The 16,795-nt window shown below is 42.5% G+C and carries 15 protein-coding genes and 4 tRNA genes; 10 read left to right on the top strand and 9 right to left on the bottom strand.

Translation table 11 applies throughout. From position 1 onward, the window contains the following. Nucleotides 1–39: 39 nt before the first annotated feature. Nucleotides 40–519 (bottom strand): peroxiredoxin, encoded by a 480-nt coding sequence (locus OQE68_RS21360; protein ID WP_180570013.1) that lies wholly within the window; start codon nucleotides 517–519, stop codon nucleotides 40–42. 333 nt (nucleotides 520–852) lie between these two features. Between OQE68_RS21360 and dapA the strand changes: the two genes are divergently transcribed. From dapA to OQE68_RS21380, 4 genes are all read left to right on the top strand, one after another. Continuing rightward, entirely contained in the window at nucleotides 853–1,743 is an 891-nt protein-coding gene (gene dapA, locus OQE68_RS21365) for a 4-hydroxy-tetrahydrodipicolinate synthase (protein WP_180570012.1), read from the top strand. A gap of 17 nt (nucleotides 1,744–1,760) precedes the next feature. Further along, on the top strand, nucleotides 1,761–2,903 hold the full coding sequence (locus OQE68_RS21370) for an NlpB/DapX family lipoprotein (protein WP_180570011.1): 1,143 nt from the start codon (nucleotides 1,761–1,763) through the stop codon (nucleotides 2,901–2,903). 160 nt (nucleotides 2,904–3,063) lie between these two features. Next, the gene (purC, locus tag OQE68_RS21375) at nucleotides 3,064–3,777 is read left to right on the top strand and encodes a phosphoribosylaminoimidazolesuccinocarboxamide synthase (protein ID WP_180570010.1); all 714 of its coding nucleotides are present in this window, start codon (nucleotides 3,064–3,066) and stop codon (nucleotides 3,775–3,777) included. Between the two features lie 456 nt (nucleotides 3,778–4,233). Then, nucleotides 4,234–5,088, top strand: coding sequence for a tetratricopeptide repeat protein (locus OQE68_RS21380; protein ID WP_180570009.1), 855 nt, complete (start codon nucleotides 4,234–4,236; stop codon nucleotides 5,086–5,088). Between the two features lie 249 nt (nucleotides 5,089–5,337). On the opposite strand, the gene rdgC is transcribed toward OQE68_RS21380, so the two are convergent. Then, nucleotides 5,338–6,270: a recombination-associated protein RdgC gene (rdgC, locus tag OQE68_RS21385; RefSeq protein ID WP_180570008.1), complete on the bottom strand. Its 933-nt coding sequence runs from the start codon at nucleotides 6,268–6,270 to the stop codon at nucleotides 5,338–5,340. Between the two features lie 208 nt (nucleotides 6,271–6,478). Between rdgC and OQE68_RS21390 the strand changes: the two genes are divergently transcribed. The 5 genes from OQE68_RS21390 (at nucleotide 6,479) to OQE68_RS21410 (ending at nucleotide 8,226) form a co-directional block, all read left to right on the top strand. Next, a tRNA-Val gene (locus OQE68_RS21390) sits at nucleotides 6,479–6,554 on the top strand. A 60-nt stretch (nucleotides 6,555–6,614) separates the two neighbouring features. Beyond that, nucleotides 6,615–6,691, top strand: a tRNA-Asp gene (locus OQE68_RS21395). A gap of 445 nt (nucleotides 6,692–7,136) precedes the next feature. Then, nucleotides 7,137–7,212 (top strand) — tRNA-Val (locus OQE68_RS21400). 62 nt (nucleotides 7,213–7,274) lie between these two features. After that, nucleotides 7,275–7,351, top strand: a tRNA-Asp gene (locus OQE68_RS21405). Nucleotides 7,352–7,434: 83 nt separating this feature from the next. Further along, entirely contained in the window at nucleotides 7,435–8,226 is a 792-nt protein-coding gene (locus OQE68_RS21410) for a 5'-3' exonuclease H3TH domain-containing protein (protein WP_180569589.1), read from the top strand. A gap of 66 nt (nucleotides 8,227–8,292) precedes the next feature. Here OQE68_RS21410 and OQE68_RS21415 read toward each other — a convergent pair whose 3' ends face one another. From OQE68_RS21415 to minC, 7 genes are all read right to left on the bottom strand, one after another. Beyond that, nucleotides 8,293–10,401, bottom strand: coding sequence for a carboxy terminal-processing peptidase (locus tag OQE68_RS21415; protein WP_180569590.1), 2,109 nt, complete (start codon nucleotides 10,399–10,401; stop codon nucleotides 8,293–8,295). A 270-nt stretch (nucleotides 10,402–10,671) separates the two neighbouring features. Then, complete coding sequence (locus OQE68_RS21420) at nucleotides 10,672–10,839, bottom strand: hypothetical protein (protein WP_180569591.1); 168 nt, start codon at nucleotides 10,837–10,839, stop codon at nucleotides 10,672–10,674. A gap of 472 nt (nucleotides 10,840–11,311) precedes the next feature. Next, complete coding sequence (locus tag OQE68_RS21425; RefSeq protein ID WP_353618564.1) at nucleotides 11,312–12,622, bottom strand: M18 family aminopeptidase; 1,311 nt, start codon at nucleotides 12,620–12,622, stop codon at nucleotides 11,312–11,314. 77 nt (nucleotides 12,623–12,699) lie between these two features. Continuing rightward, a complete protein-coding gene (locus OQE68_RS21430) occupies nucleotides 12,700–13,326 on the bottom strand; it encodes an RluA family pseudouridine synthase (protein ID WP_180569592.1) in 627 nt (208 codons plus the stop codon). 105 nt (nucleotides 13,327–13,431) lie between these two features. Then, entirely contained in the window at nucleotides 13,432–13,680 is a 249-nt protein-coding gene (gene minE, locus OQE68_RS21435) for a cell division topological specificity factor MinE (protein WP_180569660.1), read from the bottom strand. Nucleotides 13,681–13,685: 5 nt separating this feature from the next. Continuing rightward, nucleotides 13,686–14,495, bottom strand: coding sequence for a septum site-determining protein MinD (minD, locus tag OQE68_RS21440; RefSeq protein WP_180569593.1), 810 nt, complete (start codon nucleotides 14,493–14,495; stop codon nucleotides 13,686–13,688). 70 nt (nucleotides 14,496–14,565) lie between these two features. After that, nucleotides 14,566–15,360 (bottom strand): septum site-determining protein MinC, encoded by a 795-nt coding sequence (gene minC, locus OQE68_RS21445; protein ID WP_180569594.1) that lies wholly within the window; start codon nucleotides 15,358–15,360, stop codon nucleotides 14,566–14,568. Between the two features lie 358 nt (nucleotides 15,361–15,718). Between minC and lpxL the strand changes: the two genes are divergently transcribed. Further along, nucleotides 15,719–16,636 (top strand): LpxL/LpxP family Kdo(2)-lipid IV(A) lauroyl/palmitoleoyl acyltransferase, encoded by a 918-nt coding sequence (gene lpxL / locus OQE68_RS21450; RefSeq protein WP_219340092.1) that lies wholly within the window; start codon nucleotides 15,719–15,721, stop codon nucleotides 16,634–16,636. Nucleotides 16,637–16,795 lie beyond the last annotated feature (159 nt).

The following is a 16,795-nucleotide window of genomic DNA, read 5'->3' on the forward strand; positions in this document are numbered from 1 at the left end:
TTTTATTTATTTGATTAGGTTAACCACTGTAGCTTGGGTCTAGTCTTGAATCTGGTTGAGTGCATCCACCACATTCAGAACTTCTTGCACATGGCCAGCAACAGAGACTTTGCGCCACTCTTTATGTAGGCTCCCTTTTTTATCAATGACAAATGTACTCCGCTCAATACCTAATACTTGTTTTCCATACATATTTTTGAGTTTGATCACATCAAATAACTGACATAATTCTTCGTCAGGATCTGAAATAAGTTCAAACGGGAAGTTTTGCTTAGCCTTAAAGTTTTCATGTGATTTCAGGCTATCTCTGGAGACACCAAAAATGATGGTTTTGGCTGCTTTAAATGCTTCATAGTGGTCACGAAAGTCTTGCCCTTCAGTCGTGCAACCAGGTGTGCTGTCTTTAGGGTAAAAGTATAAGACCACATTGTAACCTTGCAGTGCAGATAGCAGCACATCTTTATTACTAGTAGCGGCGGCTTTAAAATCTGGAACAGGTTGTCCTAAAGCAACTGTCATAACAAGTCCTTATCTTGTTGGTCGATTCAGTTGTATAAATAGTCAGTCGTGGGTGCAGTAGCCGTATGTTAAAGAGGCTGCTGCAGTCACTTGAGCGATGAAGTTCGTTTATATTGCTGAAGCTTGTTAATAAACTATTCTGGCCAGTTTATTTATTATTGCTTGCAGCATACACTGAGCCTGTCGTTTTATACAGCTTCCAAGTGAAACTTTTCTCATTCTACTTTAAATAAACGGAGCAAGTGATTTTTTCTTGAAGGAAATGGCTTAATCCCTTGTACTTGGTTGTTGTGGTCAGTAACATTAGCCCAGTTTAAACCACGGAGTCACCCAATGATTACAGGCAGCATAGTTGCTTTGGTTACCCCAATGTATCCCAATGGCGAATTAGATTGGGAGGCACTGGATCAGCTTGTTGAATTTCATTTGGCTGAGGGTACTGATGCTATCGTGGCAGTTGGTACCTCAGGTGAGTCGGCCACCTTGTCGGTTGCAGAACACTGTCTGGTGATTAAACGGGTGGTTGCTCAAGTTAACGGGAAGATTCCCGTTATTGCTGGTACAGGGGCAAACTCGACAGCAGAAGCTATCGTATTGACCAAAGAAGCAAAACAAGCTGGAGCCGATGCTTGTTTGCTGGTAACTCCATACTATAACAAGCCCACTCAAGAAGGGCTGTATCAGCACTTTATGCATATTGCTAAAGCCGTTGATATTCCTCAACTGCTGTATAATGTACCAGGTCGTACTGCGGTGGATATGCTGCCAGAGACTGTAGCCAAACTGGCGGATTTAGCCAATATTGTTGGTATTAAAGAAGCCACTGGCGACTTGGTTAGAGCAAAACAGGTTTTAGATCAGTGCCCAGATGACTTTGTACTGCTGTCAGGTGATGATGAAACGGCAGTTGAATTAATGTTATTGGGGGGGAAAGGCAATATTTCTGTTACTGCGAATGTCGCCCCCAAACAAATGGCTGAACTTTGCCAGCTGGCCAATACTGGTAAAACTGATCAAGCAAGAGCGCTAAATAAACAGTTGATGCCATTGCACCAAGCCTTGTTTTTAGAGTCTAACCCTATTCCTGTGAAATGGGCGTTGGCTGAGCTAGGCAGAATACAATCAGGTATTCGATTACCACTGACTGAGCTTTCCCCGGAATTTCACCAGCCATTGAAAGCCGCTATGGAACATGTTGGCTTAGTGAGTAAATCAAGACTGTAGGGGGAGGCTGCTTGTTAATGACCAGAGTATATCAAGGACTAACCAAACCATTGGCATTGCTGCTGGCAGCAGCATCGTTGTCTGCTTGTGGTGTTGTGGGTGAAGGCGGTTATATTCGTGACCGATCCAACGATTATTTAAAGGCAAAATCCTACCCTCGCCTTAATATTCCAGAAGAGCTGGATGGCAAGTCAACTGAAGGGGTTATGGTGGTGCCCACAATCAGAGGGTCAGTACAGCCTCCTAAAGAATTTATTTTGCCAAGACCTGAACGCGTTGTTGTTCGAGCAGAAACTAATGAGTTTCGTGTTGAAAAATCAGGTCAGTTGCGTTGGTTGGTGACTAATAAACCAAAACAAGAAGTTTGGCCATTATTAGTTGAGTTTTGGAAAGATAATAAAGTCCCCTTAGAAACGACTGATAAGGCAGCAGGTATAATTGAAACGGACTGGATTCGCCCAAAATCCTATAGTGAGCAGGATGTTATAGGTCAGTTTATTTTGGGTGTTATTGGAGATGAAAATGACGAGCTGGCTACCGATAAATTTAAGCTGACCATCGTCGATAGTGAAGTGCCAGGGGAGACCCGATACTTTCTTCAGCATGTACGTGAAGCGCATGAAGCTGTTGAAGAAGGCAAGCAAGTACCTTGGGAAAAGCTGGCTAAGCGCACTGACTCCCTTTCAGCCGGCATGTTAAATGAGTTGCTACTTTATTTAACGCGGGCCGCAAAAACATCCGTTGGTTTGGTTGATCAAAATCTTCCTGTTACTGATCGAACCTTTATTGAACAAGATGGTAATGGTAATCCGATTTTATTAATTAAAACTGGCTTTGGTTTAGCTTGGACTTCAGTTGCTGATGCACTTAAAGCGGCCAATGTGAGAGTTACAGATAAAAACCGGACCGCAGGTCTATTTTATATTGCACTGGATGCAGAACAGCAGCCAGTACCAGAAAAGCAAGAAGAAGGCTTTTTCTCTGGTATTTTAGGTGGCGATGAAAAAGAGGTTGTCACTGAAGGGCAAGAAACCTATCAGATTCGCCTAACACCATTTAATGATGAGGTGCAGGTATCTGTGGAGCGGAATATTAATACCATTGCTCCGACTAGTGTTAGTCAGCAACTGTTGCAGCTAATCAAAGAGCATCTTGGCTAGCTAACTTATCTAATCTTCAACTCCGGCTTTTGCCGGAGTTTTTGTTTATTGTTAAAAACTTAATAATGTATCTGTCTACTAACGCTATAAATTAGCCAATAGTATTAAGGTGCACTATAATCCATAGGCTTTTTTAGGGTTTGAATGGGTGGAGTTGATAATGGAAAAGCGTGAAGAGTTGTATAAGGGTAAGGCTAAATCTGTTTATACAACTGATGATCCTGATCGTTTAATTCTTTATTTTCGTAATGATACATCTGCATTTGATGGTAAAAAAACGGCACAACTAGACCGTAAAGGAATGGTTAATAATAAGTTCAACGCCTATATTATGCAGAAGTTGGAAGAAGCTGGCATCCCAACTCAAATGGACCAACTGTTATCAGATCAGGAATCGCTGGTTAAACGCCTGGATATGGTGCCTGTAGAGTGTGTGGTGCGTAATATTTCTGCTGGTAGCATCTGTCGTAGATTGGGTGTTCAAGAAGGGCTAGACCTTAACCCGCCAACTTTTGAATTTTTCCTGAAAAATGATGATTTAGGTGACCCTATGATCAATGAATATCACATTGAATCATTTGGTTGGGCCAAAGCTGAGCATATTGAAGTAATGAAAGAGCTGACCTTTAAAGTAAATGATGTGTTAAAAGCGTTATTTGCTGAGGCTGGTTTGCTCTTGGTTGATTACAAACTGGAATTTGGAATATATAAAGGACAGGTCGTATTAGGTGATGAGTTTACACCAGACGGCTGCCGGTTGTGGGATAAAGATACTCGTGAAAAACTGGATAAGGACCGCTTTAGACAAGGTTTGGGTGGTGTTGTAGAAGCCTATGAAGCTGTCGGCCAACGCTTGGGTATCAATTTTGATTAGTATCTGAGCTGCTTGAAACGTGATGATTGAACAAAAAGCCAGCAATTGCTGGCTTTTTGTTGTTTGGCTGTGAAAGAGAAGGTTTTTATCAAACGTTGTGTATAAGTCCATTGTATTGGCGTAGCCAATAAATGACTTAGAACACTTGGCTGAGTGCTTGTTGAACAGTTAAAGTTTTGCTTAGCTAAAAAGAGTAAACTATTGAAAATTAAGTACAAAAATTGTTGTGCTGAAAAAGTATGCAAACTGTTAAAGAGATAGTATAGACAAGCTATAGCGCTGGATCTTGGTCAGTGATCCACAAGGTTATCCACAGATTCTGTGGGTAAAGATGACAATTTTATGATTTAACGAAAGTTTGATGACGAAAGTCCTAGTTGTTAAGTAGGCTGATAGTCGCTTGCTTTTTCATTAGAATAATAGTCAGTGTGATAACAAAAATTTAAGGTGAAAGGTATGTCTGATAACCCTCATATTATTGAGGTCACAACCCAGACTTTTCAGTCTGATGTTTTGGAAAAATCCCAGGAAGTACCTGTATTAATTGATGTATGGGCGGATTGGTGTCAGCCATGTAAAGCTCAGCTCCCTATTTTGGAAAAGCTAGCTACTGAATATCAAGGCAAATTTGTTGTTGCCAAAATAGATGCAGATAGAGAGCCTGCACTTGCTCAGCATCTTGGGGTCCGCAGCCTACCGTCATTAAAGCTTATCTTTCAAGGTCAATTAGTTAAAGACTTTACAGGTTTACAACAGGAAAGTGAGCTACGTAAAGTGCTGGATGAGGTCACCATGAGTCCAGCTGATCGAATTAAACAGCAAGTTGACCAGCTGGTTGAAGCAGGGGAGGCGCAACAGGCACTAGATCTTTTACAGCAACTTCTACAACAAGAGCCGAATAATCACAACTTGCGGGTGATGATGACAAATATTTTATTGCGGCAGGGGCGAATTGATGATGCTAAGCAAGTCATGGCAACTATCCCAGAGGATACGCTAGGGCTTGCTCAGCCAAAGGCAAAGCTGGGTTTTTATGAGCTAGCAGCAGAATTGCCTGAGCGAGGAGAGTTAGAGGAGTTGTTGGGTAAAGATCAAGAAAACTTAAACTTAATTTATCAGCTAGCTATACATCAGGTGCTGGATGATGAGTTTGAACCTGCATTAATAGCGTTAATGTCAATTTTACGTAAAGATAAGCAGTTTGATGAAGGTGCTGCTCAAAAACTAATGATTCAGGTGTTTGATTTGTTAGGAGCTGGAAATCCAATAGCCAAACAATTTAGGCGTCAGTTGTTTAGTTTTTTACACTAATGGCTAATGGGAATTCTGTTATTAAATGGTAGTGCTTTGTTAGTAAAGGGGGTAATCCCCTTTGAGCTGATCAGGAGCTAGCTTTGTAAGCTGCTACACCTGTCTTAGAAGGTGTTGTAAATAAGTCTAGTGTCCGATATGGGATAACAGGATATTCTTCTGCCGCACTTGATGTGCCGTCCCTGGCCCATCAAGTGCTCAAAAGGTATCTATGCCTTAGTTACAGAACACCCGGTCACCCCATATCCGCTAGCTTTTTGCGACAACCTGCTTGGTGATGGAGGGATCTTCACCGCCTAACGCATCAGCCAGGTCTTTGATTAAATTAACCAATGACTCTGACATCAGCATAAAGTCGGCATCAAACTGGAGGGCTTTGTCCTCGTGATCTTCTGATTGCTCCATTAATAATTCAGTATATTTGATGCGCTTGACGGTTAGATCATCGCTGAGTACAAAATGGATTTGATCTCGCCAGGTAAGAGCAAGCTTATTAACTTTTTTCCCTGTGCTGAGATGACCTTCAATTTCATCACTGGTGAGATCAAGCTGTTTACAGCGGATAATTCCACCGTCTTCCGCAGGGTCCCTTAGTTCGCATTCATCGCCAATAGTGAATCCTGTTGGGCAGCTTTCGGATAAGTTGAGCCAAGCTGTCATCTGGTCTGCTGGTGTGTGCTTTGCGGTAAATGGCGTAATAGGCAGACTACCCAGGCAATGGCGTAGGTGGCTGGTAAATTCTTCGGCTTTTTTGCTGCTGCCTGCATTAATTATGAGTAGTTTTTGTGCTGTATCCAGGAAGCCAAAACTAAAGCTGGATCGTGTGAATGCTTTAGGTAGTAGCTCAGCGATAGTGTCGTCTTTTATTGATTCTCGCTCTTTGCGAGTAACCTTACGATTTTGCTCTTCTTCAATGACTTCAACTTTTTCGGCTACGAACTCATTAATAACAGCTGAAGGAAGTAATCGTTCTTCTTTTTTTAGTGAAAATAAATAATTACCCTGGCTAATATGGGCTAGTTGATCACTTTGCTTTCCTAGTGGAGCTACCCAACCAAGGCTGAAAGGTTGCATTTTTCCGCAGGGCTTAAAGCAACCTTGCTCAAGAAGAGACTCTAGTTTGGAGTCATCAATTGAAAAGTCATCAGACAGCCGATAAATAAATAGATTTTTAAACCACATTATAAGCTCGATCAATATTGGAGGGGGGGGCTATCTTAACAAAGAGATAAAAAACCGCCTAGGCAAGACCAGTGTTAAAAGTAAAAGTAACCGTGATGCTAAAAATCTATCGATTTGTTGGTTGAAAAATGCTCGACAAGAAAAAATTAAAATAACGGTTGCATTTGGTGTAAAAGGACTCTTATAATTCGCCTCGTTCTGACGCGGTGGGCAGATAGCTCAGCTGGGAGAGCATCGCCCTTACAAGGCGAGGGTCGGGGGTTCGAACCCCTCTCTGCCCACCATTTATTTATATGTCTGCGAAAAGCGGATTAGTGTAAATAATAATCAGAATGTTCTAGTTTGGAGCGGTAGTTCAGTTGGTTAGAATACCGGCCTGTCACGCCGGGGGTCGCGGGTTCGAGTCCCGTCCGCTCCGCCAACTATTAAATTCCTCTCGTATATATTCAAGACATTAATTACTTAGGTAACTATATTTTCTCTATTTCTTCCTAGTCACGATAGAGTGCTTTCAGCATTTGGTTCGCCTTTATAGTGTTCAATTCGCTGTTGGGATTGAGAGCCATGCTTTTGATTTTGGCTATAGACTACCATGCCATACCCTGTTATCTCTTTTTTCTCCTACCCCCTCACACTAGACTTATTTTCAACGCCCTTTTGCGATGGTCTTAAAAGAGGTGAGTGTCTGGTTTTGTCTGTGGCTGATCACTTACTTAAGTCTATCCATTGTACTTGCCTTCAATCCTGGCTTTCAAAAAGTCCTTATCTTATTTTGTGCAATGAAAGAGCGCTTTAATTGTTTATAAAGAAAAAGGCTTGCATCCTTAGCAAAAGGTTGCTTATAATGCGCCCCGTTCTGACGCGGTGGGCAGATAGCTCAGCTGGGAGAGCATCGCCCTTACAAGGCGAGGGTCGGGGGTTCGAACCCCTCTCTGCCCACCATTATTATTTAGTTGATTGTGGATATCCCGGTCAGCGAAAATAAAATCAGAATGTTCTAGTTTGGAGCGGTAGTTCAGTTGGTTAGAATACCGGCCTGTCACGCCGGGGGTCGCGGGTTCGAGTCCCGTCCGCTCCGCCATCACTCAAGACCCCATGATTTTTTCCACTCGTATATTTCTCTGATAAGATCAAACCAGTTTTGAAATATAGAAGAGAATGCTATTGAAACCAATAAATCTGCTTTTGATCGATGGTTTAAACCTGATTCGGCGGGTTTATGCTGTGCAACCTGATATAGAGCAAAGTTTGCAGTTGGTTGCTCAATCGCTAAGACGGGCTTTAAGAGATTCTCAGCCTACTCACGCGTTGGTAGTTTTGGAAGGGAAAGGCCCTAATTGGCGGAAGCAGCTTTATCCAGACTATAAAGCCAATCGAGCAGAGGCACCTCAGCCGCTTGTAGAAAATCTACCTCGCTTTGTTCAATTGTTTGCTGAGCATGGAATTAACAGCTTTCAGCTCGATCATTATGAAGCTGATGATGTTATCGCATCTATTACTAGTAAGGCTAAAAGACTGGTAAAAAAAGTAACAGTGTTATCTACGGACAAGCTTTTTTGTCAGCTAATATCGTCATCTGTCATTGTTCGTGACCATTTTGCTAAGCAAAACCGTGATGCGCAATATGTAAGGGAAAAGTATGGTATTCGTGTGGAACAGCTTATTGATTATTGGACGCTGGTAGGGGATAGCACAAATCATATTCCAGGGATTAAAGGAGTAGGACCTAAAACCGCAAAGCAGTTGTTAAATGACTATGACTCGATAAATACCATGATTAATAAGCCTTTAGAAGTGCAAGGCGTTGGTCAAAATAGTGCTAATCAGCATAAAATTATTTCGTTGTTAAAGAGTAGTCAGGCGCAACTGAGTTTATTCCACCAGCTAGTGCGCTTAAAAGAAGATGTTAGTTTGGGTATTAATTTGCAGGATTTACGGTTAGCTGAGGTGATTTAAAATAAAGCCTGGCTCTTATCATGTAAGGGCCAGGCTTTATTTGTTGTGGGCTGTTGTGTAAATGCGTTAATTATTAGTTGTTGCAGCAAGGCGGTGCTGGATATTGATATAGTCTGCCAGAATATTGCCTGTTTCTGCCAATAATGGATCATCCTCAACGGGTACTTGCTTATTACTTCGGGCAAGCTTTTTCTCTTTGTTTTCAAGCTCTTCCAGTGAAGCATAGGGTTTTTCACCTTTGGCTTTACGACGCTTGTTTTCTATATTTAGACGCTTTTCATCAATGAGCTCATTATTGGTTTTGCGCTGTTTTTCGTTTAAAGACAGTACAGTGATTTGCTGAATGTCCTTTTGTAGCTTCAGGTAGTCAGAATAATAAATAAAGTCAGGATTATTTTTGGTTCGTACTCGGTAGCTTCTTTCAAGCTGGTTAAGATAAGGGGTAATTTCCTGGTAGGTTGCATACTTGCCTGGTTTGATTCGATCCCAAGGAAGAGCGTCAGGTAATGAGCTTTCCCCAACTTTATCTACATCATAAAGAGCAGGAAATTGAATATCAGGGATAACGCCCTGATTTTGGGTGCTTTCACCGGATACGCGATAAAACTTAGCTAAGGTCAGCTTCAGCTCGCCATGGTTAATAGGTTGGATTGCTTGAACCGTGCCTTTACCAAAGGTGCGACCACCGATGACTATTGCTCGCTGATAATCCTGCATGGCGCCAGCAAAAATTTCAGATGCAGAGGCACTTAGGCGGTTAACCAGCACAGCCATGGGGCCTTTGTATGCAACCTGATTGTCACTATCTACCTTGGGTGTCACCCGGCCTAAATGATTTTTAACTAAAACAGTTGGGCCGCTGGGGATGAACAGGCCTGTTAACTCATTAGCTTCTTGGAGTGAGCCACCACCATTATTGCGCAAGTCGATGACAAGACCATCAACGCCTTCATTTTCAAGCTCTTTGATTAGCTTTCTTACATCACGGGTGGTGCTTTTGTAGTTTGGATCACCCTGTTGAGCGGCTTTAAAGTCAATGTAAAAAGCAGGTACTTGAATAACACCTACTTTTAAAGGAGAGCCGTTGTGCTTTAGTTCAATAATCTGTTTCTGTGCTGCTTGCTCTTCCAACTTCACTTTGTCACGAATGATGCTGTACGTTTTGGTTTTATCACCTGCTTCGCTAGAGGGAATGACTTCCAGGCGAACCACGGTTTTTTTCGGGCCGCGAATAAGCTTCACTACATCATCAAGCCGCCAGCCAACAACATCAACCATATCTCCTTTTTTGCCTTGGCCAACACCAACAATCTTATCAGCGGGTTGGAGCTGACCCGCTTTTTCAGCAGGACCTTTGGCAATTAATCTGACAACTTTGGTATAGCGTTCATCTTGCTCTAACAGTGCGCCAATCCCCTCTAAAGAAAGGCTCATGTTGATATTAAAGTTTTCTGCTTTTGTCGGAGATAGGTATTGGGTATGGGGGTCGTAAATTTGGGTAAACGCATTAAGGAACTCTGAAAAGGCGTCTTCGTTATTGCTTTGGTTTAAACGATGAAGCTGGTTTTGATAGCGCTTAGCCAATTTTTTGCCGATTTCAGTAGTCGACTCACCGCTTAGTTTAAGCCGTAATACCTGATCTTTAAGGAACTTTCGCCATAAATCTTGCTGGGCCTGTATGTCTTTTGGCCAGGGAGCATGTTCTCGATCGACCTCAATGGTTTCGTTTTTGTTAAAGTCTAGCGTTTTCAGGTCAGACTGAATAAAGTCAATTTTATATTTTAAATATTCGCGGATGCGCTGTTGATAGACGTTGTAGATTTCAAAGGCCGGTTTGATATTGCCTGTTTTCAGTTGATTGTCAAACTTGTAGCGATACTGATTAAACTTATCAATATCTTGTTTTAAAAAGTAGAGACGGTTGGGGTCGAGCCTCTCTAGGTAACGGTTATAGATTTTTTCTGATGTCACATCATTTAACGGTATTTGCTCATAGTGGTTACGCAGATTGCGCACCGCAGTGACTGCTGCAATTTTTTGTTCTCGGGTTGGCTTAAGCAGAGGGAGGTCTTCATTTGTACTGCTTGTTTGGGCTTGAGCAGACAGGGAGAGCCATACTGCCAGGATAGAAACAACAGGGCGGACAAAAGCCCCTTTGTCAAATTTTAATACCATTGGATGCAACTCAGCTAATTATGGGCACCTAACTTATTTAAGGTACCTTTTCATGTTATCTTGAAACGCTAGGTTTACTGCTGTTACAAGAGTTTGAGAATAGTCTTGCAAACTAAGTTCCACTGACGTTGTGATTCAAGATAAGTTAGTACCACAGGAGTGGCTTAGGGTAAAGTTTAGCGTAAGTTGGATGGAGAAATGATTGAAGAAAGACAGGGTTTTGAAGATAGGCAGTAATTTTAATAAACTACCACCTAATAATAATTCGGTTTAGTTATAACCTAATACGAAGCTACAGTCTTGGTCAGAGCGTTTAGTAGTAATAAACTGAGATTTGAGGAGCGGGTTTACAATGGCGTTAACTGGCTTCTCTGCCTTCTTGCTAAAACGTTGACAAGCGATATGATCGGCAAAGCTGTTTTTTTGTGTTCTAGGCATAGCTAAAGCTCCAATAATAAAGCGCAGTTTCTTCGGTAATTTGTTCTATACCCCTTACTTTCTAGCGCTTCCTTGTTTCTGACAGGATTAGTCTAGCAACAATTGATCAACGAATAATCCGTATCTATACGTAATTTAACGAGCTAAGTGTGAAGTTTTTCTTAATTTATTGAGGGGTAGTCAGCTTTTTTGAATCCCATGAGCATGGTTTGAAAAATGTAAGGTGCTTTGACAGTGGATTACTGGGTACTTTCACTTGTGCGATTATTTCATAGGGGCTGTCGAGAAAGTTGGAAAGTATAGAGTGATAGGGTGCCCTGAAGCAGTTGTTAAGGCGAGCCAACTACTGTAAGGCAAACGGCAGCAATTCTAATAATATAAAAGAAAGAGTGCTGGCTAGACTCAGCCAAAGCTCTAAAGACCATAAGTGGTCTTTAGAGTGATGTAAAGAATACCCTGATGCAGCATTCTCTTACTGGTGAGGCAACTGTTGTAGCTGCATAAAGTAGCTAAGCGCTTTACAAAGTGCGTAAGCATCTTGTGACCCGGCCAGCTCTCGAATAGAGTGCATAGCAAAAGTGGGTGCCCCAACATCTAAAGTTCTAACGCCTACTTCACCGGCGGTAATTGGACCTATAGTGCTACCACAGGCCATATCGGCTCGTGACACAAATGTTTGCACAGGCACATTGACCTCATCGCATACCCAGCGAAATAGTGCACTGGTTTCGCTAGTGGTGGCATAACGTTGATTAGCATTCACCTTAATAACAGGTCCTTCATTGAGCTTAGGGCCATGGTTACTTTCATGTTTGTCTGCATAGTTGGGGTGAATACCATGAGCATTATCAGCGGAAATCATTAAGCTGTTTTCCAGGCAAACGGTCAGGGGTTCACCTGTGCTAACGATACGCTCTAATGTTGACTTTAAAAATGGACCGTTGGCACCGCAAGCAGACAAACTGCCTACTTCTTCATGATCATTGCACACTAGCAACATAGGTTGTTGTTGGTCTTGTTGATAGGCAGTAAGCAATGCTGCCATGCCGGTATAGCAACTGAGCAAGTTGTCTAAGCGGGCACTGGCGATAAACTCTTGATTAAGACCAATATAGCCAGGCAGCTGGGTGTCATAGCAGACCATGTCATAGTCAAGTACCTTAGCTGCATCCTCAGCTCCTTGTTGGTGGAGCTGCTCTAACAATAGTTGACGAACGTTAGTTTTATCCTTTGGTAGTTGGCCAAGAATAACCGGTATGTCCTTTTGGGGATTGATGGAGCGGTTGTTATTTGCCTCGCGATCAAGATGAATAGCCAGGCTGGGGATGATCCCAATTGGCTTTTCAAAATTGATCAACTTGCTCTTCAACTTGCCGGATTTGCTGGTGTAGCTTACTCGCCCTGCCAGAGATAAGTCTCGATCAAACCAGGGGGCTAATAGCACGCCACCATAAACTTCTAAACCTAACTGGAAGTAGCCTTGCTGATAACGTTCTGCATTGGGCATGACCTTTAGGCAGGGGCTGTCGGTGTGAGCACCGACCATGCGAAAACCTTGCTGGGTGTAGTTTTCGCTGCCTGTGGTAAAGGCAATGATTGATGAGTCGTTGCGCGTAACAAAATAACCCTGCTGTGGCTTGAGCTGCCAGGTTTCATTTTCAAACAGCTGGTTAAAGCCTGTGGCTTTGAGTGCGTTTGCCATCTCAGCAGTTGCATGAAAGGGGGTTGGTGATTGAGCTAAAAAGCTAAGCAGGTTTTGGTTAAAGGCTTCAAGTGACATCATTTGCTTTGTTTTACCGGTACACAGTGAGGATTATGTTGTGATCTAGCCGAGTATATCAAGAATCCTGAATGACAGCCTCAAAATGGAATAGGGGAGGCAAACTCCAGTGGTGCATTGGTCTTGGGGTGGTAGAGTTTTAGAATGTGAGCGTGCAGTAGCATCCGAGATGATTGTGCATGAATACTAGCAGGAGCATACCATTCATCTCCCAAAATAGGAGTGCCTAGTGCTTTAAGGTGTAATCGCAGCTGATGAGAGCGACCGGTTACTGGTTTTAATTCTACCCTACTTTTCTGACCATCATATTCCAGGACTTTCCAGCGTGTGTCAGCGTTGCGGCCCATGCGATAATCAATACGCTGCTTGGGGCGGTTAGGCCAGTCAACACAAAGTGGCAACGTAATTCGGCCTTGAGGCTGGGGTAACTTGCCTGCGACGACGGCTTGATAGGTTTTATCAACCACGCGCGTTTCAAATTGTTTACTGAGGTGGCGCAGGCTGTCTAAATGCATTGCCATTACAATTAAGCCAGAGGTTTGCCAGTCAAGCCGGTGAACAATCCTAGCTGTAGGGAAGACTCGGGCAACACGAGCAGCAAGACTATCATTCAGCTCAGGGCGATTGCTAGGTACAGACAGTAACTTGGCGGGCTTATCGAAAACCGCTAGATCATCATCATAATAAATACAGTTGAGATACTGCATAGAAGAATTTGAGCCTCAAATAACAGCACTGTTCATGGGGGGGCAAATTGTAGTGATAAGGAAAAATTTTAACAAGAAAGGAAGAATGACTAGCCGTAAAAGCGGCTAGCCAGGAAGGGTGACATTGAGTTCTAGGATTGAGCAGTTGTCGGCGTTATCTACACTTACGGTTACTTGGTCATTTTCGATCTCTATATATTTTCTGACTACAGCTAAAATATCCTGCTGTAATTTAGGTAAATAATCAGGGCCATCACGTGTGGCCCTTTCATGAGCCACGATGATTTGTAAACGCTCTTTAGCAACACTGGCACTCGGTTGCTTTTTTTGTCTAAACATTTCCAGCAAGCTCATCATTATTAGCCTCCAAACATCCTTTTTAGCAGGCTTTTACGTTGTACCTCTAAGAAACGGTGGGGTAAATCTTCACCTTTAAAACGGCAAACTGCATCATTATATGCTTGGCCTGCATCACTTTCGAGGTCATGGATTACCGGAACCCCTTGGTTAGAAGCTTTAAGTACCGCTTTCGATTCAGGTATAACGCCAAGTAGAGGGATGGCCAAGATATCTTCAACATCGGCCACACTCAGCATTTCGCCACGATTAACTCGGTCTGGGTCATAGCGGGTAAGTAATAAATGCTCTTTTATTGGCTCTTTATTTTCTTCAGCTCGTTTGGATTTACTGTGAAGAATACCTAGAATTCGATCGGAGTCACGCACTGACGAGACTTCTGGGTTGGTAACGATTAATGCCTCGTCTGCAAAATACAGTGACATTTGTGCGCCTTTTTCGATCCCTGCTGGGGAATCACACACAATATAATCAAACTCTTTTCTCAGTTCGCTCAATACGGCTTCAACCCCTTCCATTGTCAGGGCGTCTTTATCGCGCGTTTGAGAGGCAGGTAGAATATGTAAATTTTCAACCCGCTTATCTTTAATCAAGGTTTGGTGAATAGTTGCTTCTTTATTAATGACATTAACAAAGTCGTACACCACTCGTCGTTCGCAGCCCATCACTAAATCCAGGTTGCGTAAACCAATGTCAAAGTCGATGACAACTGTCTTATGCCCTTTTAGCGCGAGGCCAGTGGCAAAGGCAGCACTTGTTGTTGTCTTACCAACACCTCCTTTCCCGGAGGTCACCACAATAATTGTTGCCAAAATAGGACCCTTAAAAATTCTATTGCTGATTTATTAAGCGATTCTTAATTATTAATTAGCACACTCTGATTCAGAGTGCGATAATTTGCAACTCTTCATTTGACAATACGACTTGTACTGGCTGTTGCCACTGATCTCTAGCAATACCATTATCGACTTGATAACAGCCGGCAATGGCTATTAACTCAGGTTCAAAGCGCTGACAAAAAATACGTGCCTCGTGATTGCCATTAATACCTGCTAAGGCACGGCCACGTAATGGTCCATATACATGAATATGGCCGGCGGCCAATAATTCAGCACCAGCACTGACTGGTGCAACGACTACCAAATCACCTTCTGGTGCTAATAACTGTTGTCCAGAACGCACTGGATGAGTAATGAACTTGGTTGCTACTTGTTGCTTTGAGGGTAGTTCAGGCTGCAAAGTTCCTTTTGTGCAGGCTTCAGTTGTTGTGGAACGAGTTGAAGTATGTGCTGTTACGTTGTCAGTTTGATGATGATTTAATGAATGTTGTGCCGCTGTTGCTTTTTCTTCAGGGAGCCAGGCTAACCCTGCGCTGCTAGCAGCCTGGCGAATATAAATATTATCAGAACGAAAAGCCACCACTTGTAGTCCATGGTTTGCGCACTGTTGCCTTAGTTCTAGCAGATCCAAATTATGGTTATTAATGCACTTTGCTAAATTAATAATTACAGGTGTTTGCTTAAAAAAATTGGGTGCTTGCTCTACTTTTTCAGAGAGTGCTGTAACAAACTTTTCTGGCTGGTACCGGTATAAGTCAATTGAAGTCAGGTTGACGCGACAGGTTTTTAATTGAAAACAGCTGTCTTCCTTTGAAGCAAAATTTGCATTGGTTGTCATAGTCGTTGCTGCGTTGGCTGCTTTATAAGCTCATAGGTTAAACGATAATACTCGGACATTCACAAATAGAAAAACTAATATTGTGAGCGAGCAATCTGAAAACATCGGAATGCTCACATAGTTATTAGGACACAAGTCAATACATACTCGTTAGATAAGCCCCTCTATGATCAATGGGGTAAATTGCGTACAATGGCGCGCTTTTAATTATGATATAGACATTTAAAAGATAGCACTTTTTGGATGTCTGTGTGGATTTGAAATTAAATAAGGAGCCATTAGTCAATGTTATGTGCGCCCTGAATAGTGGGTTGTAGCACTGCATTGTCGGGGCTTTCTGGAGTTGGTAGTTAAAGGTATGCTGGAACCCAATCGCTTTAAAGCGAAATTCCTCAACCCAAAATACTGGCTGACCTGGTTGTGGCTAGGTATAGCCTGGCTAATCAGTTGGTTACCTTATTCATGTTTAATGTGGTTAGGCCGAGCCATTGGTAAATTGATGTATTGTTTGGCTGGTCGTCGGAAACATATTGCAAAAACGAACATCGCTCTGTGTTTTCCTGAGCTTACCTCAGATGAACAGGAGCAAATGCTCAAAAATAACTTTGTTTCAATGGGAATGAGTTTACTGGAAGTAGGGATGGCTTGGTGGTGGCCTAAATGGCGGCTGGCTAAATTATCAACAATTGATGGTCTGGAGCATTTACAGCAACAGGAAGGTAAGGGAACTCTATTATTAGCCATGCATTTTTCAACACTGGAAATTGGTGCTGCATTATTAGGTAGGGAAATGCCGATTGATGGTATGTATCGTAAACATAAAAACCCTGTGTTTGATTATATTCAGCGTCAAGGTAGGGAAAATTACCATCCCTCATCACAAACAATTCCGCGCAAGGAAGTACGAACCATGCTGAAAGCCTTACGGCAAGGTAGAACCGTATGGTATGCCCCTGACCAGGATTATGGCCCCAAGCAAAGTATTTTTGTGCCATTTTTTGGGGTGACTGCTGCAACCGTGACAGCAACCGCTAAATTTGCAAAATTAGGTAAGGCGAAAGTTGTGCCTTTTGTTCAACATCGTCGAGAAGATGGAAAAGGCTATCATGTGCAGGTATTACCACCGTTGGAAAATTTCCCTACTGACGATGAAGAAGCGGATGCAGTGACAGTCAACAAGCTAATTGAAATGGAAATTCGGAAACGGCCGGATCAGTATATGTGGTTGCATAGACGCTTTAAAACTCGACCTGAAGGGGAGGCTAAAATCTATTAAGTTTTATAAATAGGTTGTCATAAAAGCTAATGAATATGGAGTAGCAGGGTATTCTGTCGCGGCGACATGGGTTAATCAGCAACTGCATGATTAACGACAGCACCACTAATTGAAATAAAGGGTGCTGGCTGGATTGTCGCTTTAGTTTTGAAGAGCCAA

Origin of the sequence: Spartinivicinus marinus (assembly GCF_026309355.1) — a bacterium.
GTDB classification, from domain to species: domain Bacteria; phylum Pseudomonadota; class Gammaproteobacteria; order Pseudomonadales; family Zooshikellaceae; genus Spartinivicinus; species Spartinivicinus marinus.